A 26,401-nucleotide genomic window follows, 5' to 3' on the forward strand; every position below is an offset into this window, starting at 1 on the left:
GTCACCATCTACACACTCTGAGTGACCGACCTCGGGCTCACCCCCGACAATTTCGTGAAGGGAACCGGACATGGGTCCCCACCCCGCGGTCGCGGCGATACGCCTGGCGGTGCGCCGCGTACTCCACGACCTCCTCACCGAACACAACACGAACACCACCCCTCGCACGCCCGCCTTCACCACCCCGGGCGCGACACCCCTCACCGGCGCACGACCGGCGTCCACGCCCCTCACGGCCGCACCCCCCGAGGCCGTGCCCGCCCCGACGCCCTCCGACCGGACCCCGGCCCCCCGCCCGGTCTCCGCCGACGCCGGGACCACCCCGCACGAGCCCGCCCTCCCGCCGCTCGTGCTCGTGGCCTGCTCCGGCGGCGCCGATTCCATGGCGCTCGCCTCCGCCCTCGCCTTCGAGGCGCCCAAGCTCGGCATCCGCGCCGGCGGCATCACCGTCGACCACGGACTCCAGCCCGGCTCCGATCTGCGCGCCGAGGAAGTCGTCCTGCGCCTGCGCGAACTCGGCCTCGACCCCGCCGAGTCCGTCGCCGTCACCGTCGGCCGCGACGGGGGTCCCGAAGCCGCCGCCCGCGATGCCCGCTACGCCGCCCTGGACGCCGCCCTCGAACGCCACGGCGCCAGCGCCGTCCTCCTCGGCCACACCCGCGACGACCAAGCCGAAACCGTCCTCCTCGGCCTCGCCCGCGGCTCCGGCATCCGCTCCCTGTCCGGCATGGCCGCGGTCTCGGGGGCCGGCGGCCGCTACCGCCGCCCCTTCCTCGGACTCGACCGCCAGACCGCCCGCAAGGCCTGCATGGTCCAGTCCCTCCCCGTCTGGGACGACCCCCACAACGCCGACCCCGCCTACACCCGCTCCCGACTCCGCCACGAGGGCCTGCCCGCCCTGGAGAAGGCCCTCGGCAAGGGCGTCGTCGAGGCCCTCGCCCGTACGGCCCAGCTCTCCCGTGACGACGCCGACGCCCTCGACGCCTGGGCCCGCCAGGCGGAAGCCTCCGTCCGCGACGCCGCGGGCCTCCTGGAGTGCGCCAAGCTCTACGCCCTGCCGCCCGCCGTACGCCGCCGCATCCTGCGCCGCGCCGCCATCGAGGCCGGTGCGCCTGCCGGTTCCCTCTTCGCCCGCCACATCGAGGAGATCGACCGGCTCATCACCGGATGGCGCGGCCAGGGGGCCATCAATCTCCCCGGCCGGGTCGTCGCCCGGCGTCAGGGTGGCAGACTGGTGATTCGGCAAGGCTGAAACCGGACGCCGAAGGGGCCCCTCACCGGGCCCCCGCCCCCAGGGGAGGAACGTCCGGCGGCGGCCCTGGGACGACCGAAAGTGATGCGGGTGGACGCGAAAGACATGGGTGCCGACCTCAAGCAGGTGCTCATCACCAAGGAAGAGATCGACGCCAAGCTGGCCGAGCTGGCAGCGAAGATCGACGCGGAGTACGCGGGCAAGGACCTGCTGATCGTCGGCGTGCTCAAGGGCGCGGTGATGGTCATGGCGGACCTCGCCCGGGCGCTGTCCACCCCGGTCACCATGGACTGGATGGCCGTGTCGTCCTACGGCGCGGGCACCCAGTCCTCCGGCGTGGTGCGGATCCTCAAGGACCTCGACACCGACATCAAGGGCAAGCACGTCCTGATCGTCGAGGACATCATCGACTCCGGCCTGACCCTGTCCTGGCTGATCTCCAACCTCGGCTCCCGCGAGCCCGCCTCCCTCAAGGTGTGCACGCTGCTCCGCAAGCCGGAGGCCGCCAAGGTCGCCATCGACGTCGAGTGGGTCGGCTTCGACATCCCGAACGAGTTCGTCGTCGGCTACGGCCTCGACTACGCCGAGAAGTACCGCAACCTCCCGTTCGTCGGTACGCTCGCGCCCCACGTCTACGGCGGCTGAGCCCCCGCGTCACGCGCACGGGGCAGTCTTACTGAGACGCTCGGGAACCCCAGCAGGTTTCAAGCCGTTGGAGCATGCGAGGACGAGGTGCCATCGGTCCTACGCGGCTTCGGGTGACAATGCTGGGGTACCGTCCGAAGAACAGTCTTTATCAAACTCACTATGGCAGGAGGGACGGGGCGGCACCGCTCCGTATGGATGGACGTGAAGCGATACTTCCGTGGGCCAGTCATGTGGATCGTGCTGGCCGTCCTTGCCGTGGTCGTGTTGATGCAGGTCGTCGGCTCGTCCGGCGGCTACAAGACGGTGGACACGGGCCAGGTCGTCCAGGCGATCAATGACAACAAGGTCCAAGAAGCCAAGTTGACCACCGGCGAAGAGCAGACCGTCAAGGTCCAGCTCAAGGACGGCGAGAAGATCGAGGGCAGCTCGAAGATCCAGGCGAGCTACATCGGCGACCAGGGCGCCACCCTCGCCAACACCCTGCAGGACAAGTACCAGAACAAGCAGATCCCCGACGGCTACACGGTCTCCCCGACCAAGCAGAACGCTTTCGTCGGCATCCTGCTGTCCCTGCTCCCCTTCGTCCTCATCGTCGTCGTCTTCCTGTTCCTGATGAACCAGATGCAGGGCGGCGGCTCCCGGGTGATGAACTTCGGGAAGTCCAAGGCCAAGCTCATCACCAAGGACACCCCGAAGACGACGTTCGCCGACGTCGCCGGCGCGGACGAGGCCGTCGAGGAACTCCACGAGATCAAGGAGTTCCTCCAGGAGCCCGCCAAGTTCCAGGCCGTCGGCGCCAAGATCCCCAAGGGCGTCCTGCTCTACGGCCCGCCCGGCACCGGCAAGACGCTCCTCGCGCGCGCCGTCGCCGGCGAGGCGGGCGTCCCCTTCTACTCGATCTCCGGGTCCGACTTCGTCGAGATGTTCGTCGGTGTCGGTGCATCCCGTGTCCGCGACCTCTTCGAGCAGGCCAAGGCGAACGCCCCCGCGATCGTCTTCGTCGACGAGATCGACGCGGTCGGCCGCCACCGCGGCGCCGGCCTCGGCGGCGGACACGACGAGCGCGAGCAGACCCTGAACCAGCTCCTCGTCGAGATGGACGGCTTCGACGTCAAGGGCGGCGTGATCCTCATCGCCGCGACGAACCGCCCCGACATCCTCGACCCGGCGCTGCTGCGCCCCGGCCGCTTCGACCGGCAGATCGCCGTCGACCGGCCGGACATGCAGGGCCGCCTGGAGATCCTCAAGGTCCACCAGAAGGGCAAGCCGGTCGCGCCCGACGTCGACCTGTCCGCCGTCGCCCGCCGCACCCCCGGCATGACGGGTGCCGATCTCTCCAACGTCCTGAACGAGGCCGCCCTCCTGACGGCCCGCAGCGACAAGAAGCTGATCGACAACCAGATGCTGGACGAGGCGATCGACCGCGTGGTCGCGGGCCCGCAGAAGCGGACCCGGATCATGTCGGACAAGGAGAAGAAGATCACCGCGTACCACGAGGGCGGCCACGCCCTGGTCGCGGCGGCCTCCCCGAACTCCGACCCGGTCCACAAGATCACCATCCTGTCCCGCGGCCGTGCCCTCGGCTACACGATGGTCCTGCCGGACGAGGACAAGTACTCGACCACCCGCAACGAGATGCTCGACCAGCTCGGCTACATGCTGGGCGGCCGCGCCGCCGAGGAACTGGTCTTCCACGACCCGACCACCGGCGCCGCGAACGACATCGAGAAGGCCACCAACCTGGCCCGCGCGATGGTCACCCAGTACGGCATGACCGAGCGTCTCGGCGCCATCAAGTTCGGCGGCGACAACACCGAGCCGTTCCTCGGCCGTGAGATGGCTCACCAGCGCGACTACTCGGAAGAGGTCGCCGCGCTCGTGGACGAAGAGGTCAAGAAGCTCATCGAGAACGCGCACAACGAGGCCTGGGAGATCCTGGTCGAGAACCGCGACGTCCTCGACAACCTGGTGCTCCAGTTGCTGGAGAAGGAGACGCTGGGCAAGGAGGAGATCGCCGAGATCTTCGCCCCCATCGTCAAGCGTCCGCCCCGGCCCGCCTGGACCGGCTCCTCCCGCCGCACCCCCTCCACCCGTCCGCCGGTGCTCTCCCCCAAGGAGCTCGCACTGACGAACGGCGCCAACGGCGCGACGCCGGCGATCACCGCCAAGTCCACCGTCGAGCCGACCCCGGAGGAGCGTCCCGAGAGCTGACGCCCACCCGATGAGATCCGGCCACCGGAAGCCACCGCTCCCGGCCGCGGCCGCCTCACCAGGCCCGGAATGGATGCCGCGCCCCCCTGGTTTTAGCCTGGGGGGCGCGGCACTGTCATATGGCCGTAAACAGACGCGTCAGCCGCACGCGTCACAGGCTGCAGGAGCGAGGCACCACATGACCGACCCCGTGACGCTGGACGGCGAGGGCACCATCGGCGAGTTCGACGAGAAGCGCGCCGAGAACGCCGTACGAGAGCTGCTGATCGCGGTCGGGGAGGACCCGGACCGGGAGGGGCTCAGGGAGACGCCGGCGCGGGTGGCGCGTGCGTACAGGGAGATCTTCGCGGGGCTGTGGCAGAAGCCCGAGGACGTGCTGACCACGACGTTCGACATCGGGCACGACGAGATGGTGCTCGTGAAGGACATCGAGGTGTACTCGACATGTGAGCATCATCTGGTCCCGTTCCGGGGCGTCGCTCATGTGGGGTACATCCCGGCCACCAGTGGAAAGATCACCGGGCTGTCCAAGCTGGCCCGCCTCGTGGACGTCTACGCCCGCCGCCCGCAGGTGCAGGAACGACTCACCACGCAGATCGCCGACTCGCTGATGGAGATCCTGGAACCGCGCGGTGTGATCGTGGTCGTGGAGTGCGAGCACATGTGCATGTCGATGCGGGGCATCCGCAAGCCCGGCGCCAAGACCCTCACGTCGGCGGTGCGCGGCCAGCTGCGGGACGCCGCCACCCGGAACGAGGCGATGAGCCTCATCATGGCCCGCTGACCGGTCCCGGCGGCGGGAGCGGCTGACCACGGCCCGCGCCCGGGGGCCTACGCTTGTCGCATGAGCGAGCTGAACCGGCGCGGCCTAGTGGCTGGCATGCCCCCGTGGGACCGCTGCGCGGTCATGGGCGTCGTGAACGTCACCCCGGACTCCTTCTCCGACGGCGGCCGCTGGTTCGACACCACGGCGGCCGTCAAGCACGGACTGGAGCTGGTCGCGGAAGGCGCCGACCTGGTCGACGTGGGCGGTGAGTCGACCCGCCCGGGCGCCACCCGCGTCGACGAGAGCGAGGAACTGCGCCGGGTCGTCCCCGTCGTGCGGGGCCTGGCCTCCGAAGGCGTCACCGTCTCCGTGGACACCGTGCGCGCCTCCGTCGCCGAGCAGGCACTGGCGGCCGGTGCGGCCCTCGTGAACGACGTCAGCGGCGGTCTCGCCGACCCCGCCATGATCCCGGTCGTCGCCGACGCCGGCGCCCCCTTCGTGGTCATGCACTGGCGCGGCTTCCTGGAAGGCGGCAACGTCAGAGGCGTGTACGAGGACGTCGTCGCCGAGGTGGTGGACGAACTGCACGCGCGCGTGGAGGCCGTTCTGGAGGGTGGTGTCGCCCCCGACCGCGTCATCGTCGACCCTGGACTCGGCTTCTCCAAGGACGCCGAGCACGATCTCGCGCTGCTCGCCCACCTCGACCGCCTGCACGGGCTCGGCCACCCCCTGCTGGTCGCCGCCTCCCGCAAGAGGTTCCTCGGGCGGGTGCTGGCCGGGCCCGAGGGGTCACCGCCGCCCGCGCGGGAACGCGACGCCGCCACCGCCGCCGTCTCGGCCATCGCCGCCCAGCAGGGCGCCTGGGCCGTCCGCGTGCACGAGGTGCGCGCCACCGCCGACGCCGTCCGCGTCGCCCGCGCGATCGAAGGGGCCCGGGAGCGGTGAGTTCCGCCCACACCGACGTCGAGCAGGTCGAACTCGCCAACACGGCGTTCTACGAGGCGATGGAGCAGGGCGACTTCGAGACGCTCTCCTCGCTCTGGCTGGACCCCGCCGACCTGGGCGTGGACGAGGAGTACCACGACCCCGCCGAGACGGGCGTGATCTCCTGCGTGCACCCCGGCTGGCCGGTGCTCACCGGCCGCGGGGAGGTGCTGCGGTCGTACGCGCTGATCATGGCGAACACCGAGTACATCCAGTTCTTCCTCACCGACGTGCATGTCTCCGTCACCGGGGACACCGCGCTGGTGACCTGCACCGAGAACATCCTCAGCGGCGCGCCTGCACCGGACGGCAGCGACGAGCTGGGGCCGCTCGTCGGGCAGCTGGTCGTCGCCACGAATGTGTTCCGCCGTACGGCGGACGGCTGGCGGCTCTGGTCCCACCACGCCTCTCCCGTCCTCACCGAGTCCTCCGACGACGAGGGCGAGGAGTCACCCTCCTGACGGACGGAGGGCGCACGGGCGGCTGGCGGGCGCCGGCGGACGGGCCGTGACGTGACGGGGAACACGGCCGTGCGGGTATGGGCGGCGCCCTGCCCGTGAGCCATGGTGTTCCCTGCGGGAAACGCCCGGTGAACCCTTCCCCTCAGGGAGTGGGCGCGGCCTTACCCGGGCAGGCGCTGTCAGTGCCTGCAGGTAGATTCGAGGTGGCCGGTGTGCCGACCGCACCCGGAGGACACCGGCCGATACCGACGATTGCAGGAGTGATTCGCGTGGATCGTGTCGCGCTGCGCGGCCTGAGGGCCCGGGGGTACCACGGGGTGTTCCCGCACGAACGCGAGGAGGGCCAGACCTTCGTCGTGGACCTCACGCTGGGCCTGGACACCCGACCGGCCGCCGCCGACGACGACCTGACGAAGACCGTGCACTACGGAATCGTGGCGGAGGAGGTCGTCGCCCTCGTCGAGGGCGAGCCGGTGAACCTCATCGAGACCCTCGCCGAGCGCATCGCCCGGGCCTGCCTCGGGCACGAGGGGGTCCAGGAGGTCGAGGTGAGCGTCCACAAGCCGAACGCCCCGATCACCGTCCCCTTCGACGACGTGACCGTCACCATCACCCGGAGCCGAGTATGACCGCGTTCTTCACCGGGGGTCAGAGCGACCCGACCGTCCAGCCGGTGCCCGCCTCCGTGGTGCGCCAGGTGGACGAGGCCGACACGACCCTTCAGAACCCCCGGCGCGCCGTGATCTCCCTCGGCTCCAATCTGGGCAACCGTCTGGAGAACCTGCAGGGCGCCATCGACGCGCTGGAGGACACACCCGGCGTCCGCGTCAAGGCCGTCTCGCCGGTGTACGAGACCGAGCCGTGGGGTGTCGCGCCGGGCAGCCAGCCGTCGTACTTCAACGCGGTCGTCGTCCTGAAGACCACCCTGCCCCCGTCGTCCCTCCTGGAGCGGGCCCAGGCCGTCGAGGAGGCGTTCCACCGGGTCCGCGACGAGCGGTGGGGGCCGCGCACGCTGGACGTGGACATCGTCGCCTACGCCGACGTGGTCTCCGACGACCCCGTACTGACCCTGCCGCACCCGCGCGCCCATGAGCGGGCGTTCGTCCTCGCGCCCTGGCACGACGTGGAGCCCGAGGCACAGCTCGCCGGGCGCGGTCCGGTGGCCCGGCTCCTCGACGACCTCACCCGCGAAGGCGTGTCGCCCCGCGCCGACCTGGAACTCCACCTGCCCGAGTAGTCGTTAAGGTCTACCGGGTCGGGCTCGTCACCCGACGCCGCCGGGACCCTCGCTCGGACCGACCGTCCGACGCCCCTGGGTCCCGGTGTCCGTGGACCACCAGGCTCGTCGAAAGGGCATCGTGAAAGAGCTGCGCATCAGGACGCTGGCCACGGTGTTCGTCGTGGCGGGGGTGCTGTCCTGGGCCGGGGCCCGGCTGTGGAACTCGGTGGGCACGCTGCCGAGCGTGCCGCTGGCCGCGCCCATCGTCCTCGCCCTGATCGCCGTCGTCCTCACCGCCACCGCGCTCTCCATCCGCAGCCGGCTCAAGGCCCAGCGGGAGCGGCAGCCCGGCGCCAAGGGGGTCGACCCCCTGATGGCCGCCCGCGCCGTCGTCTTCGGCCAGGCCAGCGCCCTCGTCGCCGCCCTCGTCTGCGGGATGTACGGCGGGGTGGGGGTCTTCCTCCTGGAGTCGCTGGAGGTGCCGGCCCGCCGCGACCAGGCCATCTACGCCGGTTTCTCCGTCCTCGCGGGTATCGGCGTCATAGCGGCCGCCTTCTTCCTGGAGCGCGTGTGCAAGCTCCCGGAGGACGACGACACCAACGGGGGCGCGGCGCGGGCCGCCTGACCCCGTCGATCCTCTGACGACCTGAGCGAGAGCCCCCCGGCACGGGGTGGTCGGGGGCTCTCGCTCAGGCTGTTCGGGGTGGGGCGTGGGGGTGGGTCAGACCGGTTGGGCCGTTGTCTCGTTCAGGTCGGGGTGGCGGCCGGCGTGGGCGCAGGGGGCCGGGGGCCTGGGGCGGCGACGGAGGACGCGGGGGAGGGCCAGGTTGACGAAGCCCTCGGCCTGCATGGCGGCCAGGCCGATGCGCGGCAGGTCGCGGGAGGCGGCGTAGACCACGAAGCGGGGTTCCCAGCGGGGGCGGAACTTGGCGTTGAACTTGTACAGCGACTCGATCTGGAACCAGCGGGACAGGAAGACGAGCAGACCGCGCCAGGCGCGCAGGACGGGGCCCGCGCCGATCTTCTCGCCGCGGGCCAGGGCCGAGCGGAACATCGCGAAGTTCAGGGAGACACGTTGGACGCCCAGGCGGGGGGCCGCCTGGAGGGCCGCGACGATGAGGAGTTCGTTCATGCCGGGGTCCGCGGAGCGGTCGCGGCGCATCAGGTCGAGGGAGGCGCCGTCGGGCCCCCAGGGCACGAAGTGGAGCACGGCCTTCAGGTCGCCGTAGGGGCCGGGCGTCTCGTCGGCCTTGTGGGCGGTGGCGATCAGGCAGTCGCCGTCGTCCGGGTCGCCGATGCGGCCCAGTGCCATGGAGAAGCCGCGCTCGGTGTCGGTGCCGCGCCAGTCCTCGGCGGCGCGGCGGATCCGGTCCAGCTCGGCCTCGCCGAGGTCACGGACGCGCCGTACCCGGGTTTCGTAACCCAGGCGCTCGATGCGCTTCACCATTTGACGCACGTTGCGCATCGCGCGTCCGGCGAGGGAGAAATCCGCGACGTCCACCACCGCCTCGTCACCCAGTTCGAGGGCGTCGAGTCCGGTCTCGCGGGTCCACACCTCGGCGCCGGTCTCGGAGCAGCCCATGACGGCGGGGGTCCAGGAGTGGGCCTTGGCCTCGTCCATGAAGCGTTCGATGGCGCCGGGCCATGCCTCGACGTCGCCGATCGGGTCGCCGCTGGCGAGCATCACCCCGGAGACCACGCGGTACGTCACCGCTGCCTTGCCGCTCGGTGAGAACACGACCGCCTTGTCCCGGCGAAGCGCGAAGTGGCCGAGGGAGTCGCGGCCGCCGTGCCTGGCCAGCAGGGCGCGCAGCCGCGCCTCGTCGTCGGAGGTGAGGCGGGCCGCCGGGTGCTCGGGGCGGAAGGCGAGGTAGATGGTGGTGATGGCGGTCAGCAGACCGAGGGCGCCCAGGGAGAAGGCGACCGTCCAGGAGGTGTTGCCGGCGTAGGCGACCGGGCCCTCGAAGCCGAAGAGGCCGTAGATGACGTGTTCGAGCCGGTCGGCGAGGCTCGGGTCGCCCACCATGCGCCCGGAGTGGGCGCTGACGACGACCAGGCCGAGGAGGATCGAACCGGTGCCCATCAGCATGAAGTTGGCGAGCGCCCGCCAGCGGCTGGTGGGGTCGGGCAGGGCACGGAACTCGTCGCGGTGGCGCAGCAGCGGGACGAACAGCGCCAGGGAGACCAGGACGCCGACGATCGAGTGGCGGTAGGTGAACTGGGCGATCGCCCCGGCCGGGAGCAGCACGACGGCCGCGCGCCAGGCACGGCGCTTGCGCCGCCGCAGCCCATGGGCGAGCAGCAGGAGGAGGACCCCGACACTCAGCGACATCGCCGCGGCGAACGGGCCCAGGGCGCCCGGCAGTACCTCCGCCAGCGCGTGCATACGGCTGTGCCGGAAGCGGGGGAACACGCCGGCGGCGACGTCCACGAGTCCGACGAGCGTGCAGGCCCGGGCGACCAGCGCGGGCACCGCCTCGGGGCGCGGCCCGCGCAGCAGACCGCGTGCGCGGCGAGCGGCGCTCAGGGGGAGTCGGCCCGAACGGACCGGAACCCCACCCGACATTTCCCCATCTGTCCTGACAGACATCGCATCCCATAGTTCCGCGAGAGACCTTGGATCCGGTGCCTTTTCCGGCATCCGGCGACATTGCGCCCTCTAGGACGGTGGCTTGGCCACGGAGGTTCACTCTCCATCGGAAAGCTGAACCAAAGGGCAGGGAAAGACAGGCAAAGAAAGAACGGCGGGGGACAACCCGATGGGTCTTACGAGCGACACAGTGCTGGTGCTGGCGGTGATGTCCGCCGTGCTGCTGTTCGTCGGAACGGTGTGGCTGTGGCCGAAGCTGGCACGGCGGGGCTGGCGGGCGGTGTGCGGACGGATCGGCGCGCTGCTGGCCACGCAGGTCGTGCTCTTCGCGGCGATCGGCCTCGGCACGAACCAGGCCTTCGGGTTCTACGCCAGTTGGGCCGACCTCTTCGGGCAGGAGACCGCCCCGGGGGTGGTCGTCGACCACGACGACGCCCGGACCGGCGGTCCGTTGCGTGTCCTCGACACCCAGCAGGTGAACGTGAAGGGCGGCGGCCGGCCGGAGGTCGGCGGTCAGATCCAGAAAGTGGAGATCGTGGGCCGCACCTCACGGATCGCCAGCCCGGCGTACGTCTATCTGCCGCCGGAGTACTTCCAGCCCCGGTACCGCACCCGCAGCTTCCCGGCCGCCGTCGTCCTCACCGGCTACCCGGGCACCGCCGAGGCGCTCATGAAGGGGCTGCACTTCCCGCAGACGGCCCACGCGCTGTCCCGCGACGGCACGGCGCAGCCCATGATCCTGGTCATGCTGCGGCCGACCGTGGCGCCGCCGCGCGACACCGAGTGCGTGGACGTACCGGGCGGGCCGCAGACCGAGACGTTCTTCGCCCGGGACCTGCCGGACGCGGTCGGCCATCACTACCGGGTCGGCAGGAAGCCCGGCAGCTGGGGCGTCATCGGTGACTCCACGGGCGGGTACTGCGCGCTGAAGCTCGCGGTCCACCACCCAGGGACGTACGCCGCCGGCGCCGGACTGTCGCCGTACTACAAGGCGCCGATCGACCCGACCACCGGCGATCTATTCCAGGGGAACAAGACGCTTCGGAACGAGGCCGATCTGTTCTGGTACCTCAAGCACCGGCCGGCGCCCGACACCTCTCTCCTGGTCACCAGCAGCAAACAGGGGGAGACCAACTACCGGGCCACGCTGGACTTCATCGCGCTGGCGGAGGAGAAGCAGCCGACGCGGATCTCGTCGATCATCCTCGACAGCGGCGGCCACAACTTCAACACGTGGCGCCGGGAGATTCCGGCGACGTTGCAGTGGATCAGCGGACGGCTCAGCGACCGGTGAGGGGCGGGGTCCGGGGACGGCGAAGGGCAGTGTCCGGGGACGGTGAGGGGCGGGGTCCGGGGACGGGGAGGGGCGGGGCCCGGGAGGGTGAGGCGCGGGCTTCGGGCCGGTCGGCAATTCCGGGGAATTGCGCGGGGGGTGAATGAGCGTGATGTGGCCAAGGCATATCTGGAAAGAAGGGAGTTGATCGAGTAGAGGAGCCGCCGGTGGGCGCAAGGGTGCCCTGGTGGTGGGCAAGCCTGTGAGGGCTTGTGAGAGCTGAGCGGGACGGCTGAGTTTTTACGGCCCGGGGCACCATGATTCGCCTACGCGCGGTAAGTTTCTGGCCATGCCACGTGGACGTCACCGCCATTCACCGCCTCTGCACAGGCTGCTGCCCCCCACGGCGATCGCAGGCGTCTCGCTCGTCTGCGCCCTCGGGCCCTGGGTGTTCTCCGAGCCGGCGGTGCTCAGGGTCCTCGCGGCGCTCGCCGCGGCCACGGCGGCCGTGGGCGCCGCGGTCATGCGCCGCTGGGACGTCGAGGCGGGCAAACGCGTCGCCGACCTCACGCGCGCGCGTGCGAGCGACGAGTGGCGCCACGAGGAGCGGGTCGCCGAACTGGAGACGGACCTGGAGGAGTCCCGCGAGCTGCGCACCAAGTTGGAGCACAAGCTCCGCGCCAAGCGCGCCGAGTTGGCGAACCTCCGCAACGAACACGCCGCGCTGCTGCGCCGGTACGCCACCGCCGAGACCGAGCGGGCCAGCGCCCTGGAGGGCCGCCGCCTGCTGGAGATCGAGGCGACGGTCCCGGAGGGGGCGCGGGAACTGACGGCCGGCGGCGGGGGCCACGCCTCGCCGGTGCCGCCGCAGGGAGTTCCGGCCACGGGGGCGCCTTGGGGGACGCGCGGGGGTACGGGAGCGGTTGGTGCCGGTGCCGGTGCCGGTGCCGGTGCCGGTGCCGACGTCGACCTCGACGCCGATGACGTGGCGGGCGAGGGCGGGAAGCCCGCGTCCGGGGTGTTCTCGCCCGCTGGTTCCTCGCTGTGGCTGCGGGCGAACTCGGCGCTGGAGCGGATCATCACCCAGCGGGGGGCGGCGAAGGACGCGGCCGAGGGCGAGACCGGAGCCGGGACCGGGACCGGGACCGCGGTGAAGGCGGGGGCGGAGAGCGGCTCCGGTGCGGAGAGCGACGCGGACGTCATGGTCGACGCCGAGACGGGGACCGGCGACGAGAACCCGGCGGGAGCCCAGGCCGAGGGGGCCGACGACACGGACGGGGATGACGCCGACGAGGGCCAGGACCGGGACCAGTCCCAGGACCAGGACCAGGTCGGCGCCGAGGCTGTCGCCGCGTCCGTCGAGTCCGCCGAGCCCGCCGAGCCCGCCGAGTCCGCCGAGCCCGCCGAGCCGGGCCGGTCCGGCCAGCCGGGTCAGGCCGTCCCCTCGGGTGGGGCCGGCGACAGGCGTGAGTCCGGTGGTGCGGCCGGGGACGAGACCGCCAAGGTGCTGCCCGTGAAGGATGGTTCCGGCAAGGGCGGTTCGCCGGAGGACGACCCGGACGGGCCGAACGGCGGTGGCACCCGGCAGGGACGTTCCGCCGAGGGCGACACGGCGGCGGAGCGGGTGCCCGTGGTGTCCGCCGAGGAGGACGACCCGGCGGGGAAGCCGGGGGCGGTCGACGGGCATGAGCACGCGGCCGCCCAGCCCGCCCCGGCGGCTCCCGCACCGGCGGCCCCCGTTCCGGCCGCGCCCGTCCCCGCGCAGTCGGAGCTGGCGCCCGAGCCCGTGCGGCCCGCGCCGCCGTCGGCGCGGCCGACCGGTCACTTCACCGTGCCGACCGCCGTGGCCTACGTACCGGCGGCGCCGATGCGGCGGACGGCGGTCGAGGGAGGGTTCGACTTCTTCGGTACGCAGAAGGAGTCGGACGTGATCGAGGCCGTGCAGAACGAGGACCTCGCCGACGTGGTCGGGCAGGAGGCGCTCGCGCTGCACAAGGCCGAGTCCGAGGCGCAGTTCAAGCGCATGGACGAGGCGGCCCGTGGGGTGAGCCAGGTCATCGACCTCACGGCCCACGACGAGACGGAGCAGATCGACCTCCAGGGGCTGCGGACAGCGGCGTCCTGACGCCACCGGGTCCAACCCTGCCGGTCAACACCCGTCAACACCCATCAACACCGGTCGACGCCGGTCAACACCGGCCGGCACCCCGAGGCCGCCCACGCCACGCGCTGGGCGGCCTCGGTGTTTCCGGCGTTCGTGGTCCGGCCCCGGAGCCCTACGCCATCCACCTGTCCGGCAGCGCCTCCCGCCGTCCCGTTCGGGAGCGTTCGGCCTGGGCGTGCAGGAGTGCCGCCGCCTCGTGGGCGTCGCGCAGACGGGCGGTCACCGTCTTGTTCGCGCCGGTGTCGACATGGACGTCGGCGACACCCTTGAACCGCTCCCAGGGCCCCTGCGCCAGCCGTACGCTCTGCACCTTGGCGTGCGGCACCAGCGCCAACCGCCTCCGCAGCAGGCCCTCCCGCGAGGCGAACACCGTGTCGGTGACGGCGAGCCCGTACCCCTTCCACCACAGCGGCACGCACCACCGCGCCCGCGCCGGCGGCCGTACGAGCGCCGTGGTGTCCGGGACGTTCACCCCCGGCAGCACCCGGGCGATCACGGACTCGGCGACCTCGCGCGGCGCGACCGGTATGAGCACGGAGTTCGAGGACCCGGCAACGTCCAGCTCGACCCGGACCCATCCGCGCCGCCGCCACAGCAGCGGCTCCACGATCCGTACGGTCTGCACGCGGCCTGGCGGAACCGTCTCGTGCGCGCGGTCGAGGAGCCCGTGGTCGATGCGGAGGCCGTCCGGGGACTCGCCCACGGTCCAGTCGTACTCGGCGACGAACCGGCCCACGCTGCTCGCCCCGGCCGCGCCGAGCAGCGGCAGCGCGGTCGCGAGGACCGTCCACAGGCTCTCCGTGGTGATCCACAGCACCGAGGGCACGACGACCGCCGCCACCAGGGTCCCCCAGGTGGCGCCGGTGAGCACCAGGGAGACGGCCAGGACGCCCGGCGGGACCTTCAGCAGCTGCCGTGCGGGCGCCTCACCGACGTCCTGCGCGGTGTCGGGGGCGAAACCGGCCGCGCGGGCGAGGAGTTCGGCCCGCAGCGCGCGGGCGGTGCCCTCGCCCAGGTACGCCAGCTCGTCCTTCTTGTCGGTCCCGACGACGTCGAGTCGGAGTTTCGCGACGCCCGCGATCCGGGCCAGCAGGGGCCGGGTGACATCGACGGCCTGGATGCGTTCGAGGCGGATGTGCGCGGTACGGCGGAACAGCAGGCCGGTACGGATGCGCAGCTCGCTCTCGGTCACCGCGAAGTGGGTGAACCACCAGGTCAGAAAGCCGTAGAGGGCGGCAGCCGGCACCAGCACGGCCAGCCCGAGCAGAAGGGTCGACGGATCCAGCCGGGTGAGCTGGCGCTGGGCGCCGTCGGGATCGTGCGCCGCCCAGCCGATGACCACGGCCACCGGTGCCCAGGCCCGCCGCAACGGCGTCACCGGATGCAGCCGCTGCTCCACGACGGCCGCCTGGGCTCCGCCGGAGATCTCCTCGCCCACCGTGCTCGGCGGGCCACCGGCCTCAGCGGGCCGCTCCTCCGCGTCGGCCGGCGTGTCCCTCGTCGTGCTCACGGCGTCGTCGGCGCCAGGGGTCGGCACGGTCACAGCCCCGCCGATCGGGCCTCGCCGAGTTGGGTCAGCCGGTCGCGCAGGCGTTCCGCCTCCTCGGGGTCGAGGCCGGGGATCCGGGCGTCGGTGGCGGCCGCGGCCGTGTGGAGCTGCACGCTCGCCAGCCCGAAGTGCCGTTCGACCGGGCCGGAGGTCACCTCGACCAACTGCATGCGCCCATACGGCACCACCGTCTCCTCACGCCACAGCACCCCCCGGCTGATCAGCAGGTCGTCGGCCCGTTCCGCGTACCGCCAGGAGCGCCAGTTGCGCCCCAGCATCGGCCAGCCCCACAGCAGCAGGCCCAGCGGCAGCAGCGCGAACGCCGCCCATCCGGGGCCGGCCAGCCAGCCCAGCAGGACCGCCGTACCGAGGGTGACCGAGCCCAGCCACACCACCAGCAGCAGTCGTCTCATCCGAAGCAGCCCGCGCGGCAGTCCCGTCCACACCGGCTCGCCCTGCGCCCGCTCGGCGCCGTCCTCCACGGTCCCCGTCTCCATTCCGCCAGCGTACGTACGACAGACTGTGTCCATGACTCCTCCGACGGAGACCAGACAGACGACGGTCGGTATCGGCGGTGCCGCCGAGAGCACGGACATGGTGCTGAACATCGGACCGCAGCACCCGTCCACGCACGGTGTGCTGCGGTTGCGGCTCGTCCTCGACGGCGAGCGCATCACGCACGCGGAGCCGGTGATCGGCTATATGCACCGCGGCGCGGAGAAGCTCTTCGAGGCGCGCGACTACCGCCAGATCATCATGCTCGCCAACCGCCACGACTGGCTCTCCGCCTTCTCCAACGAGCTGGGCGTCGTCCTCGGCGTCGAACGCATGCTCGGCATGGAGGTTCCGGAGCGGGCGGTCTGGATGCGTACGCTCCTCGCCGAGCTGAACCGGGTCCTGAACCATCTGATGTTCCTCGGCTCGTACCCGCTGGAGCTCGGCGGCATCACCGCCGTGTTCTACGCGTTCCGGGAGCGCGAGGAGCTCCAGAACGTCATGGAGGAGATCTCCGGCGGGCGCATGCACTACATGTTCAACCGCGTCGGCGGCCTCAAGGAGGACCTCCCGGCGGGCTGGACCGCACGCGCGCGTGCCGCCGTCGCGGACGTCCGCTCCCGCATGGGCGTCTTCGACGACCTCGTCCTGGGCAACGAGATCTTCCGGGGCCGTACCCGTGACGTGGGCGTCCTGTCCCCCCGGGCCGTGCACGCGTACGGGGTGAGCGGGCCGATCGCCCGCGCGTCCGGGGTCGACTTCGACCTGCGGCGCGACGAGCCGTACCTGGCGTACGGGGAGCTCCAGGACGTCCTCAAGGTCGTCACCCGCGACGAGGGCGACTGTCTCGCCCGTTTCGAGTGCCTGCTGGAGCAGACCCATGTCTCCCTCGCCCTCGCCGACGCCTGCCTGGACCGTCTCGCCGAGCTGCCGCCCGGCCCGATCAACCAGCGCCTCCCCAAGGTCCTCAAGGCACCCGAGGGCCACACCTACGCCTGGACCGAGAACCCCCTCGGCATCAACGGCTACTACCTCGTCAGCAAGGGCGAGAAGACCCCGTACCGGCTGAAGCTCCGCTCGGCCTCGTACAACAACATCCAGGCCCTCACCGAACTGCTGCCGGGGACCCTGGTGGCCGACATGGTGGCGATCCTGGGGTCGATGTTCTTCGTGGTGGGAGACATCGACAAGTAGGGACAGGCAAGCGGTACGAAGCGGCGTAGCGCTACCCCGCGCGGTCGGCCTCCAACGGGTCCGGGATGCCCACCGGCTGGATCAGCCAGCCGAAGTCGCCGAGGCCGCCCGGCGCGGTGAGTTCGGCGGCCTCGCCGGCGGCCGCGAGGGCGCGGACGTAAGCCGTGGGGTCCGTTGCCGCCAGGGACAGCGGGGGGCGCCCGGCGGTGACGCCGAGGGCGCGCAGCGCGGCGCGCTGGGTCAGCAGCCGCGCTCCCGGCAGCGCGCAGGCGTCCAGGGCGACATGGGCGGTGATGTCGCACGAACCGTCCGGCACGGGCGTCGTCTCCCGGCCCTCCCGGAAGCCGGTCAGCGTCCCGAACGGCGGCCGGGCGTCCGCGAGGTGCGCGTAGTCGACGGCGACCGCGAGGCCCCGTTCGACGCCCGCGACCGCCGAGGCCCAGGCACGCTCCCGGGGCAGCCCGATCTCCGCCCGCAGCCCCTCCTCGCCGGCCACCGGCCACCACCGCTCCAGCCAGGCCGCCTCCTCGCCGCCGACCGCCTCCCCGAGCCGTTCCCCGCCGTCCGCGCGCACCAGGACCAGCCGGGCCGTGCCCGCCGCGTCCACCTCCACGACGTCCACCGGCACGTTGTCCAGCCACTCGTTGGCGAACAGCAGCCCGGTGATCCGCTCCGGCGGCTTCGCGCGCCACTCGATGCGGTGATCCAGACCGTCCGGCCGCTCGGCGATCTCGACGGCGTACGCGCGCGTGCGGTCCGCCACGTCCGCGGGGAGCGCGGCCAGGACCGCGCCGACCAGTTCGCCCCGCCCCGCGCCCATGTCCACGAACGCCAGTTCGCGCGGCCCCCCGAGTGCCTCGTCGACGCGGCACAGCAGCCGCGCCACGGCCCCCGCGAAGAGCGCGGACGCGTGCACGGAGGTCCGGAAGTGCCCGGCGGGCCCCTCCGGTCGCCGGTAGAAGCCGTGGGCCCCGTACAGCGCCTCCTCGGTGGCCGCGCGCCAGGACCGCCACCCGCGGTCGTACACCACGTACCCTCCCGGGCCTTCAGATGATCCCTCGCCGCCAGAGGCTATGCCGCCTCCACCTTGGGGAGTACTTGGCCCTGTCATGGATCGGCCCTCCGGTTGACCCCGCCGTGCCGCGCGCTTCCCTACGCTGGGTTACGTGCAGCGCCTCTATGACTTCCTCCGCAGGCACCCGACATGGGTCGACGCCTTCTGGGCCTTCATCCTGCTCGGGATGTCCGTGCTGGGCGGACCGATCCACTCCGACTACGCGGTGGGCGCGACCGATTCCGCGCTCGTGCCGATCACGCTGGCCCTCTGCCTGTCGGTCGCCCTGCGTCGGCGTATGCCGGAGAAGATGCTGGTGCTGGCCGCCGCCGCGGGCATCGCGCAACTGTTCTTCGACGTGCCCATGATCCCGGCCGACTTCGCGATGCTGGTGGTCATCTACACGGTCGCGGCGAACGGCGCCCGCTGGGCCTCGCGGTTCGCCCTGGCCGGAGGTCTGTGCGCGGCGCCGCTGGCGCAGATGCGGTGGGACGACGAGCAGGTGGGCATGCTGGGCAACGCCGTGCTCGCGATCATCCTGACGGTGCCGTTCGCCCTCGCCTGGGTGCTCGGCGACTCGCTGCGCACCCGCCGGGCGTACTTCGCCCAGCTGGAGGAGCGCGCCGCCCGTCTGGAGAAGGAGCGCGAGGCGCAGGCCAAGGTCGCGGTCGCCGCCGAGCGCGCCCGGATCGCCCGTGAACTGCACGACGTCGTCGCGCACAACGTGTCGGTGATGGTCGTCCAGGCCGACGGCGCCGCCTACGTCCTGGACGCCGCCCCCGACCAGGCGAAGAAGGCCCTGGAGACCATCTCCTCCACCGGCCGCCAGGCCCTCGCCGAGATGCGCCGCCTGCTGGGCGTCCTGCGCACCGGCGAGCACCAGGAGGTCGGCGAGTACGTCCCGCAGCCGGACGTCGAGCAGATCGACGACCTCGTGGAGCAGTGCCGCACCGCCGGGCTGCCCGTCGACTTCAAGATCGAGGGCACCCCGCGCCCGCTGCCCAGCGGGGTGGAGCTGACGGCGTACCGCATCGTCCAGGAGGCCCTGACCAACACCCGCAAGCACGGCGGCCCGAACGCGGGTGCGAGCGTCCGGCTGGTGTACTTCGACGACGGGCTCGGTCTGCTCGTCGAGGACGACGGCAAGGGCGCCCCGCACGAGCTGTACGAGGAGGGCGGCGTCGACGGCCAGGGGCACGGCCTGATCGGGATGCGCGAGCGCGTCGGTATGGTCGGCGGCACGCTCGACGCGGGTCCCCGGCCCGGTGGCGGCTTCCGGATCAGCGCCCTCCTGCCGCTCAAGCCCGCACACTGACACGGTCGTGCCCCCGGCTGACACCTGTCACGGACGGCACGCCACGACCACCCCCACGGACACGGAAGAGGACCCGATGGCGATCCGCGTGATGCTCGTCGACGACCAGGTGCTGCTGCGCACCGGGTTCCGGATGGTGCTGGCGGCCCAGCCGGACATGGAGGTCGTGGCCGAGGCGGGTGACGGCGTCGAGGCCCTGCAGGTGGTGCGGTCGACGGCCGTGGACGTGGTCCTCATGGACGTCCGGATGCCGAAGCTGGACGGCGTCGAGGCCACCCGCCGTATCTGCGCCGAGCCGAACCCGCCGAAGGTGCTCATCCTGACCACCTTCGACCTCGACGAGTACGCGTTCTCCGGGCTGAAGGCGGGCGCCTCCGGTTTCATGCTCAAGGACGTGCCGCCGGGTGAACTGCTGGCCGCGATCCGTTCCGTGCACAGCGGCGACGCGGTCGTGGCGCCGTCCACCACCCGGCGCCTGCTCGACCGGTTCGCGCCGATGCTGCCGGGTACGGCCGACCCTCAGCACAAGGAGCTGGAGCGGCTCACCGAACGCGAGCGCGAGGTGATGATCCTCGTCGCCCAGGGCCTGTCCAACGGTGAGATCGCCGCCCGCCTCGTCCTGTCCGAGGCCACGGTCAAGACCCATGTGGGCCGCATCCTCACCAAGCTGGGCCTGCGCGACCGCGTCCAGGTGGTCGTCCTGGCATACGAGACGGGCCTGGTCCGAGCAGGCGGACACGGCTGACCCACCGAGTCACCCGCCGACCGCATGGTCCGCCGCCCGCTCTCCTCGGTCGCGGTGCCGGAGGCGGGGGTGTCCCGACACGGGCCGCCCAGCCTGTTCGGGGCGGATCGTCCCGCCTACCGCAGCAGCCCTTCCAGAAAGTCGCCCCCGCCTACCGCAGCAGCCCTTCCAGGAAGTCGCTGCCGAGGCGGGCCACCACCGTCACGTCCAGCTGGTGCAGTACGTACCGGCCGCGGCGGCGGGTGGTGAGGAGGCCCGCCTTCTTCAGGACGGCGAGGTGCCGGGATATCTCCGGCGCCGTCACGCCCAGCATCTGGGCCAGCTCGCCCGTGGTGTACGCGCTGCGGGCGAGGTTGCGGCACAGGCGCATCCGGACGGGGTGGGACAGGGCGGTCATGCGCAGGGCGAGCTGCTCGACCGAGGGCGGGGCGGCGGGCTCGGCGGCACCGACCGGGTACTGGAGCACCGGCTGCCAGCCGAACCGGTGCAGGACCGTCAGATGGGGGCGGCCCAGGCTGGTCGGGACGAGGAGAAGGCCGCCGTCCTCCGTGGCCGTCCGGCTCTCGACCAGCTTGTCCACGGTGACCCGCGCCGCCGCCTCGTCCAGGGCGATCGACGGGGAGACGGCACCCAGCGCCTCGGCGGGCCCCTTGTGCCGCAGCAGTTCGGTCTTGTGGCGGGCGTCCCCGGCGAGGGTGTGGCGCAGCCGGGACCAGGTCTCGGCGAAGAACGCCTCGTCGCAGTCCTCCAGGAACCGACGCAGCCAGGCCCGCACACCCGGCGGGTCCGCCAGCAGCCGCTGCGCGAACCGCACCTGCCGCGGCCCCCGCGCGGCGGCCAGTTCCAGGGCGAGCCGGCGCGTCTCCGGGTCGGACAGCACGTCACGCTTCCGCGAGTCGTAGCCGGGGGTGCAGACGAACTCCATGCCCGCGTCCACGAACTGGTCGTCCGTCAGCTTGTCCAGCAGGTCCAGGTCCTCGGCGAGCGTCCCGCCGGGGAGCGTGTCCCGGCCGGGTATGCCGGCGAACGGCATGAACAGGTCCGAGAACGTCGTACGCCACAGGAAGTCGGCCTCGCACATCCGGTCCGCGAGATGCGCGTCGAGCCGGGCGGTCACCGCCGTCACCCAGCCCTGGAGCCCCGGGTGGTGCCCCGGCTCGGCCAGTACGTGCAGCGCCATGCCGAGTTCCGCCAGGGGCGAGGGGACGAAGGCCACCCGCTCCGGCCGCAGCCCCGTGATGTCGATGCGCACGCTCATGACCACATGGTGCACCCGCCCACTGACAACACCCCCACCCCGGCGAACGCCTCGGTCCCCGCGCCCCGCCGCCGGAGCGCGACCTCCGCCCCGCTCCCGGAGGGCGCCCCCTGCCTCGCCCCCTGCGTGCGCCCCCGCCCCGCCGCGAACATGCGGAGCCCTACGCCCCGAGCACCGTCCTCACCCGCGCCATGAAGTCCACGACCGCCCGCCGTACGTCCCGCGCCGTCCACTCCAGCCCCGCCGCCCGCACCTCCACCTCGGTGACGGCCAGCCCCGGCCCGCCCCTGTCCCAGGCGCGGGCGACCAGCAGCGTCTTGGTCTCCTCGCCCTGCCGGACCGCCGCCTCCGCGACGACCTCGGTGTCGTACGGCAGCCACACCTGGAACTCGTGCGTGTGCGGCACCTCCGGGTGCACCCGCGCCCACGGCACCCCCGCCTCCGCGAACCCCTCGCTCAGCGCGGCGGCGACCACGCGCGCGTGGCGGACGTACTCCGGCAGCCGGGGCAGCTCCCGCTCCAGTCCGACGAGGGCCGACAGGGCGGTCGGGAACTGGTGGAAGAGCTGGCCGCCGTACCGGTGCCGCCAGGTCCTCAAGTCGTCCACCAGTGTCCTGGGGCCGGCGATCGCGGCACCGCCGTAGGCGTCGAGGGACTTGTAGTACGACACGTAGACGCTGTCCGCGAGGGACGCGATCTCGTCGACGGGGCGGCCGAAGTGCGTGGCGGACTCCCACAGACGGGCCCCGTCGAAGTGGACCACCGCGTCGCGTTCGCGGGCCGCCTCGGCGAGGGCGGTCAGCTCCTCCCAGGAGGGCAGCACGAAACCGGCGTCCCGGAGGGGCAGTTCGAGCATCAGCGTCCCGAAGGGCTCGGCGAGGCCACTCACCTCGTCGGCGGTCGGCTGCCGTGCCTCGCCCGTCAGCCGGACCGGGCGCAACCCGCTGAGCTGGCTGAGCGCGTTCCGTTCGTGCACCTCGGGGTGGGACAGCGCGTGCAGTGCGACGGCCGGGTTCCCGGTACGGGCCGCCCAGCAGCGCAGGGCCACCTGCTGGGCCATCGTGCCGGTCGGGAAGAACGCGGCGGCCTCCGTGCCGAGCAGCGCGGCCGTCCGCTCCTCCAGGGCCTCGACGACCCCGTTGCCGTAGATGTCCGCCGGCTCGTCCAGGTCGTACGCGTCACCGGCCGCGTCCAGCACGGCCAGCCGCTCCCGCACCGTCCCCAGGGCACCCGGCCGCGACAGCACGCGGTCCGCCGCGCGGTGCGCGATCCGCCGCCGCCTGTACCGCGAGATCGCCGCGGAGCCCTCGGCCACCGCCTCGGTCTCCTCCGCCTCCTCGGGGTCCCCGGGGCCCCGTCCGTCGTGCGTTCCTGCCGTAGTCTCGTCCGCCGCGTCAGTCATCCCTGGATCATCCCGCGCCCCGCCCTCCGGGCCCACGGATTTCACACCGCCACGACCTGCGGACACTCCGCGGGGAAACCCACAGCCTGTGGACAACCGATCGACCCCCGAACCAATCGCGTTAACATGACGAGAAATCGTCCGGTACCCAGAGCGGACTGGAACGGGAAGGCCACCGCGAGTGAGTACATTCCAGCAACCAGAGCCGAAGGACCGCCCCGCGCGGCTCACCGTCGGCGTCGTGGGCGCCGGCCGGGTCGGCCCGGCGCTGGCCGCGTCGCTGCAGCTCGCGGGACACCGCCCGGTGGCCGTGTCGGGGGTCTCCGACGCCTCCCGGCGACGCGCCGCCGAACTGCTGCCCGACGTGCCGCTGATGCCCCCGGCCGACGTCCTGCGCCACGCCGACCTGGTCCTGCTGACCGTCCCGGACGACGCCCTGCCGGGCCTCGTGGAGGGCCTCGCCGAGACCGGGTCCGTACGGCCCGGCCAGCTGCTGGTGCACACCTCCGGGCGGTACGGCGCGAAGGTGCTGGACCCGGCGCTGCGGGCGGGGGCGCTGCCGCTGGCGCTGCACCCCGCGATGACGTTCACCGGGACCGCCGTGGACGTGCAGCGGCTCGCCGGGTGCTCGTTCGGGGTCACGGCGCCCGAGGAGCTGCGGCTGGCGGCCGAGGCGCTGGTGATCGAGATGGGCGGCGAGCCCGAGTGGATCGCCGAGGCGAACCGTCCGCTGTACCACGCGGCCCTCGCCCTCGGCGCCAACCACCTGGTGACGCTGGTCGCCCAGTCCATGGAACTGCTGCGCACGGCCGGCGTCACCGCCCCCGACCGCATGCTCGGCCCCCTCCTGGGCGCCGCCCTCGACAACGCCCTGCGCTCGGGCGACGCCGCCCTCACCGGCCCCGTCGCGCGCGGCGACGCGGGCACGGTCGCCGCGCACATCGCCGAGCTGCGCGCGCACGCCCCCGCGACCGTCGCCGGATACCTGGCGATGGCCCGCGCCACCGCCGACCGGGCCCTCGCGCACGGCCTGCTCAAGCCGGAGCTGGCGGAGGACCTCCTCGGGGTACTCGCGAACGGAGCAGGCGGCACCACCGGGACCGAAGGGAACGCCGGATGACCACCACCGTGCTGCGCACCGCCGACGACCTGCACGCACGCACGCGTGCGGGCCGCCGCGCCGTCGTGATGACCATGGGCGCCCTGCACGAGGGCCACGCCACGCTGATCCGCACCGCGCGCGAGATCGCCGGCCCCGAGGGCGAGGTCGTCGTCACCGTCTTCGTGAACCCCCTCCAGTTCGGCGCGGGCGAGGACCTCGACCGCTATCCCCGCACCCTGGACGCCGACGTCAAGCTCGCCGAACAGTCCGGCGCCGACGTCGTGTTCGCCCCCGCGGTCGACGAGGTCTACCCGGGCGGCGAACCCCAGGTGCGCATCACCGCGGGCCCCATGGGCGAACGCCTGGAGGGCGCCTCCCGCCCCGGCCACTTCGACGGCATGCTGACCGTCGTCGCCAAGCTGCTCCACCTCACCCGCCCCGACGTGGCGCTCTACGGACAGAAGGACGCCCAGCAGCTCGCCCTGATCCGCCGCATGGTCCGGGACCTCAACTTCGGCGTGGACGTCGTCGCCGTCCCCACAGTCCGGGAACCGGACGGGCTCGCCCTGTCCAGCCGCAACCGCTACCTGTCCGCCCAGGAACGCCGCACCGCCCTCGCCCTCTCCCAGGCCCTGTTCGCGGGCCGGGACCGGCACGCCGCGCAGGAGGCGCTCCGCGCGCGTGCCCGCGAGGTGCCCGCCACCCGCGCGCGTGCCGAGGCCCTCAGCGCGCTCGGCGAGTCCCGCGCGGCCGCCGACGCCCACGCCATGGCCAAGGCGGCCCCCGGCGGCCCCGCCGCCGTCCGCGCCGCCGCCCGCCTGGTCCTCGACGAGGCCCTGCGCAGGAAGCCCCCGCTGGAGCTGGACTACCTGGCGCTGGTGGACCCGTCCGACTTCACCGACATCCCCGACGACTTCACCGGCGAAGCCGTCCTCGCCGTCGCGGCCCGGGTGGGGACGACCCGGCTGATCGACAACATCCCGCTGACCTTCGGAGCCGCCTCGTGAGCAGCACAGGCATACGACTGCACGCCCCCGCACCGGGCTGGTCCATCGACGCCGACGTGGTCGTCGTCGGCTCCGGCGTCGCCGGCCTGACCGCCGCGCTGCGCTGCGAGGCCGCGGGTCTGAAGACGGTCGTCGTCACCAAGGCCCGCCTCGACGACGGCTCGACCCGCTGGGCGCAGGGCGGCATCGCCGCGGCCCTCGGCGAGGGCGACACCCCCGACCAGCACCTGGACGACACCCTGGTCGCGGGCGCCGGCCTGTGCGACGAGAACGCCGTACGCCTCCTCGTCACCGAAGGCCCCGACGCCGTACGCCGCCTCATCGAGACCGGCGCCCACTTCGACGAGTCCGAGGAAGGCGGTCTGGAGCTGACCCGCGAGGGCGGCCACCACCGCCGCCGCATCGCCCACGCGGGTGGCGACGCCACCGGCGCCGAGATCTCCCGGGCCCTCGTCGAGGCGGTACGCGCGCGGGGCCTGCGCACGATCGAGAACGCGCTCGTCCTGGACCTCCTCACGGACGCCGAGGGCCGCACCGCCGGTGTCACCCTGCACGTCATGGGAGAGGGCCAGCACGACGGCGTGGGAGCCGTCCACGCCCCCGCCGTGGTCCTCGCCACCGGCGGCATGGGCCAGGTCTTCTCCGCCACCACCAACCCGTCCGTGTCCACCGGCGACGGCGTGGCGCTCGCCCTGCGCGCGGGCGCCGAGGTCTCCGACCTCGAATTCGTGCAGTTCCACCCCACCGTGCTGTTCCTCGGCACGGACGCCGAGGGCCAGCAGCCCCTGGTCTCCGAGGCCGTCCGCGGCGAGGGCGCCCACCTGGTCGACGCCGCCGGCACCCGCTTCATGCTCGGACAGCACGAGCTGGCCGAACTCGCGCCCCGGGACATCGTCGCCAAGGGCATCACGCGCCGTATGCAGGAGCAGGGCGCCGAACACATGTACCTGGACGCCCGGCACTTCGGCGCCGACATGTGGGAGCACCGCTTCCCCACCATCCTCGCCGCCTGCCGCGCCCACGGCCTCGACCCCGTCGCCGAGCCCATCCCGGTCGCCCCGGCCGCCCACTACGCCTCGGGCGGCGTCCGCACCGACTCCCACGGCCGTACGACCGTCCCCGGCCTGTACGCCTGCGGCGAGGTCGCCTGCACCGGCGTCCACGGCGCCAACCGGCTCGCCTCGAACTCCCTCCTGGAGGGCCTGGTCTACGCCGAGCGCATCGCCGCCGACATCGCCGCGGCCCACGCCGAGAACGGCCTCCACGCGCGGGTGCCGCAGCCCGTCCCGTACGCCGAGAAGCCCGCGCACCCGCTGCTCGCCCCGGAGGTACGGTTCGCGATCCAGCGGACCATGACCGAGGGCGCCGGCGTGCTGCGCTCCGAGGCATCGCTGGCCGCCGCCGACGCGGCCCTGGACCGGCTGCACGCCCAGGCCCGCGACGCCCTCGCCGAGAACGGCAAGACCGCCGAGCCCGGCGTCGACACCTGGGAGACCACCAACCTCCTGTGCGTGGCCCGTGTCCTGGTCGCCGCCGCCCGGCTGCGCGAGGAGACCCGCGGCTGCCACTGGCGCGAGGACCGCGCCGAGCGCGACGACACCGACTGGCGCCGCCACATCGTCGTACGGCTCAATCCGGACCGCACGCTCGCGCTGCACACCACGGATACCGCAGACTTCCCCCCGACCCGGCCGTTTCACCAGGAGCAGTGA

At 72.7% G+C, this 26,401-nt stretch carries 23 protein-coding genes; 17 read left to right on the forward strand and 6 right to left on the reverse strand.

The window, feature by feature from the left end:
* The first annotated feature begins 70 nt into the window (after window positions 1–70).
* The 9 genes from tilS (at window position 71) to ACZ4Z2_RS30290 (ending at window position 8,166) form a co-directional block, all read left to right on the forward strand.
* Window positions 71–1,252: a tRNA lysidine(34) synthetase TilS gene (gene tilS / locus ACZ4Z2_RS30250; RefSeq protein ID WP_468080307.1), complete on the forward strand. Its 1,182-nt coding sequence runs from the start codon at window positions 71–73 to the stop codon at window positions 1,250–1,252.
* Window positions 1,253–1,336: 84 nt separating this feature from the next.
* Complete coding sequence (gene hpt / locus ACZ4Z2_RS30255; RefSeq protein ID WP_055523757.1) at window positions 1,337–1,897, forward strand: hypoxanthine phosphoribosyltransferase; 561 nt, start codon at window positions 1,337–1,339, stop codon at window positions 1,895–1,897.
* 198 nt (window positions 1,898–2,095) lie between these two features.
* Window positions 2,096–4,111, forward strand: a complete 2,016-nt coding sequence (ftsH, locus tag ACZ4Z2_RS30260; RefSeq protein ID WP_468080309.1) for an ATP-dependent zinc metalloprotease FtsH — start codon at window positions 2,096–2,098, stop codon at window positions 4,109–4,111.
* A gap of 178 nt (window positions 4,112–4,289) precedes the next feature.
* Window positions 4,290–4,895, forward strand: coding sequence for a GTP cyclohydrolase I FolE (gene folE / locus ACZ4Z2_RS30265; RefSeq protein ID WP_468080311.1), 606 nt, complete (start codon window positions 4,290–4,292; stop codon window positions 4,893–4,895).
* 60 nt (window positions 4,896–4,955) lie between these two features.
* The gene (gene folP / locus ACZ4Z2_RS30270) at window positions 4,956–5,822 is read left to right on the forward strand and encodes a dihydropteroate synthase (RefSeq protein ID WP_468080313.1); all 867 of its coding nucleotides are present in this window, start codon (window positions 4,956–4,958) and stop codon (window positions 5,820–5,822) included.
* Window positions 5,819–6,322, forward strand: coding sequence for a nuclear transport factor 2 family protein (locus ACZ4Z2_RS30275; protein ID WP_468080315.1), 504 nt, complete (start codon window positions 5,819–5,821; stop codon window positions 6,320–6,322). The genes folP and ACZ4Z2_RS30275 overlap by 4 nt, the downstream gene beginning before the upstream one ends.
* A 269-nt stretch (window positions 6,323–6,591) precedes the next feature.
* The gene (gene folB, locus ACZ4Z2_RS30280; RefSeq protein WP_468080316.1) at window positions 6,592–6,951 is read left to right on the forward strand and encodes a dihydroneopterin aldolase; all 360 of its coding nucleotides are present in this window, start codon (window positions 6,592–6,594) and stop codon (window positions 6,949–6,951) included.
* The gene (gene folK, locus ACZ4Z2_RS30285) at window positions 6,948–7,559 is read left to right on the forward strand and encodes a 2-amino-4-hydroxy-6-hydroxymethyldihydropteridine diphosphokinase (RefSeq protein WP_468080318.1); all 612 of its coding nucleotides are present in this window, start codon (window positions 6,948–6,950) and stop codon (window positions 7,557–7,559) included. Before folB ends, folK begins: the two co-directional genes overlap by 4 nt.
* A 121-nt stretch (window positions 7,560–7,680) precedes the next feature.
* Window positions 7,681–8,166 (forward strand): DUF3180 domain-containing protein, encoded by a 486-nt coding sequence (locus ACZ4Z2_RS30290; protein WP_468080320.1) that lies wholly within the window; start codon window positions 7,681–7,683, stop codon window positions 8,164–8,166.
* Between the two features lie 96 nt (window positions 8,167–8,262).
* On the opposite strand, the gene ACZ4Z2_RS30295 is transcribed toward ACZ4Z2_RS30290, so the two are convergent.
* Window positions 8,263–10,107, reverse strand: a complete 1,845-nt coding sequence (locus ACZ4Z2_RS30295) for a phosphatidylglycerol lysyltransferase domain-containing protein (protein ID WP_468080321.1) — start codon at window positions 10,105–10,107, stop codon at window positions 8,263–8,265.
* Between the two features lie 193 nt (window positions 10,108–10,300).
* Here ACZ4Z2_RS30295 and ACZ4Z2_RS30300 point away from each other — a divergent pair, with 193 nt between their 5' ends.
* Together ACZ4Z2_RS30300 and ACZ4Z2_RS30305 are read left to right on the forward strand one after the other, a co-directional pair.
* The gene (locus tag ACZ4Z2_RS30300; RefSeq protein WP_468080323.1) at window positions 10,301–11,425 is read left to right on the forward strand and encodes an alpha/beta hydrolase; all 1,125 of its coding nucleotides are present in this window, start codon (window positions 10,301–10,303) and stop codon (window positions 11,423–11,425) included.
* Between the two features lie 328 nt (window positions 11,426–11,753).
* Window positions 11,754–13,529 (forward strand): hypothetical protein, encoded by a 1,776-nt coding sequence (locus ACZ4Z2_RS30305; protein ID WP_468080324.1) that lies wholly within the window; start codon window positions 11,754–11,756, stop codon window positions 13,527–13,529.
* A gap of 151 nt (window positions 13,530–13,680) precedes the next feature.
* Here the strand turns inward: ACZ4Z2_RS30305 and ACZ4Z2_RS30310 are convergent, their stop codons facing one another.
* The gene (locus ACZ4Z2_RS30310; protein WP_468080326.1) at window positions 13,681–15,078 is read right to left on the reverse strand and encodes a PH domain-containing protein; all 1,398 of its coding nucleotides are present in this window, start codon (window positions 15,076–15,078) and stop codon (window positions 13,681–13,683) included.
* Between the two features lie 29 nt (window positions 15,079–15,107).
* The gene (locus tag ACZ4Z2_RS30315) at window positions 15,108–15,614 is read right to left on the reverse strand and encodes a PH domain-containing protein (protein WP_468080328.1); all 507 of its coding nucleotides are present in this window, start codon (window positions 15,612–15,614) and stop codon (window positions 15,108–15,110) included.
* Window positions 15,615–15,645: 31 nt separating this feature from the next.
* On the opposite strand from ACZ4Z2_RS30315, the gene ACZ4Z2_RS30320 reads away from it, so the two are divergent.
* The gene (locus ACZ4Z2_RS30320) at window positions 15,646–16,806 is read left to right on the forward strand and encodes an NADH-quinone oxidoreductase subunit D (protein WP_468080330.1); all 1,161 of its coding nucleotides are present in this window, start codon (window positions 15,646–15,648) and stop codon (window positions 16,804–16,806) included.
* 31 nt (window positions 16,807–16,837) lie between these two features.
* On the opposite strand, the gene ACZ4Z2_RS30325 is transcribed toward ACZ4Z2_RS30320, so the two are convergent.
* Entirely contained in the window at window positions 16,838–17,917 is a 1,080-nt protein-coding gene (locus tag ACZ4Z2_RS30325; protein ID WP_468080332.1) for an SAM-dependent methyltransferase, read from the reverse strand.
* A gap of 55 nt (window positions 17,918–17,972) precedes the next feature.
* Between ACZ4Z2_RS30325 and ACZ4Z2_RS30330 the strand changes: the two genes are divergently transcribed.
* Window positions 17,973–19,175, forward strand: coding sequence for a sensor histidine kinase (locus tag ACZ4Z2_RS30330; protein WP_468080334.1), 1,203 nt, complete (start codon window positions 17,973–17,975; stop codon window positions 19,173–19,175).
* Between the two features lie 76 nt (window positions 19,176–19,251).
* Window positions 19,252–19,920 (forward strand): response regulator, encoded by a 669-nt coding sequence (locus tag ACZ4Z2_RS30335; protein WP_468080335.1) that lies wholly within the window; start codon window positions 19,252–19,254, stop codon window positions 19,918–19,920.
* Between the two features lie 151 nt (window positions 19,921–20,071).
* On the opposite strand, the gene ACZ4Z2_RS30340 is transcribed toward ACZ4Z2_RS30335, so the two are convergent.
* Both ACZ4Z2_RS30340 and ACZ4Z2_RS30345 read right to left on the reverse strand, forming a co-directional pair.
* A complete protein-coding gene (locus tag ACZ4Z2_RS30340) occupies window positions 20,072–21,178 on the reverse strand; it encodes a DUF5937 family protein (RefSeq protein WP_468080337.1) in 1,107 nt (368 codons plus the stop codon).
* A 160-nt stretch (window positions 21,179–21,338) separates the two neighbouring features.
* The gene (locus ACZ4Z2_RS30345; RefSeq protein WP_468080339.1) at window positions 21,339–22,580 is read right to left on the reverse strand and encodes a threonine aldolase family protein; all 1,242 of its coding nucleotides are present in this window, start codon (window positions 22,578–22,580) and stop codon (window positions 21,339–21,341) included.
* Between the two features lie 181 nt (window positions 22,581–22,761).
* Here ACZ4Z2_RS30345 and ACZ4Z2_RS30350 point away from each other — a divergent pair, with 181 nt between their 5' ends.
* The 3 genes from ACZ4Z2_RS30350 to ACZ4Z2_RS30360 are packed head-to-tail and all read left to right on the forward strand — an operon-like array spanning window position 22,762 to window position 26,401.
* A complete protein-coding gene (locus ACZ4Z2_RS30350; RefSeq protein ID WP_468080341.1) occupies window positions 22,762–23,700 on the forward strand; it encodes a Rossmann-like and DUF2520 domain-containing protein in 939 nt (312 codons plus the stop codon).
* Window positions 23,697–24,689, forward strand: coding sequence for a pantoate--beta-alanine ligase (gene panC, locus ACZ4Z2_RS30355; protein WP_468080343.1), 993 nt, complete (start codon window positions 23,697–23,699; stop codon window positions 24,687–24,689). The genes ACZ4Z2_RS30350 and panC overlap by 4 nt, the downstream gene beginning before the upstream one ends.
* Entirely contained in the window at window positions 24,686–26,401 is a 1,716-nt protein-coding gene (locus ACZ4Z2_RS30360) for an L-aspartate oxidase (RefSeq protein WP_468080345.1), read from the forward strand. The genes panC and ACZ4Z2_RS30360 overlap by 4 nt, the downstream gene beginning before the upstream one ends.

The sequence above is a fragment of the Streptomyces sp. NPDC030183 genome (assembly GCF_055573455.1).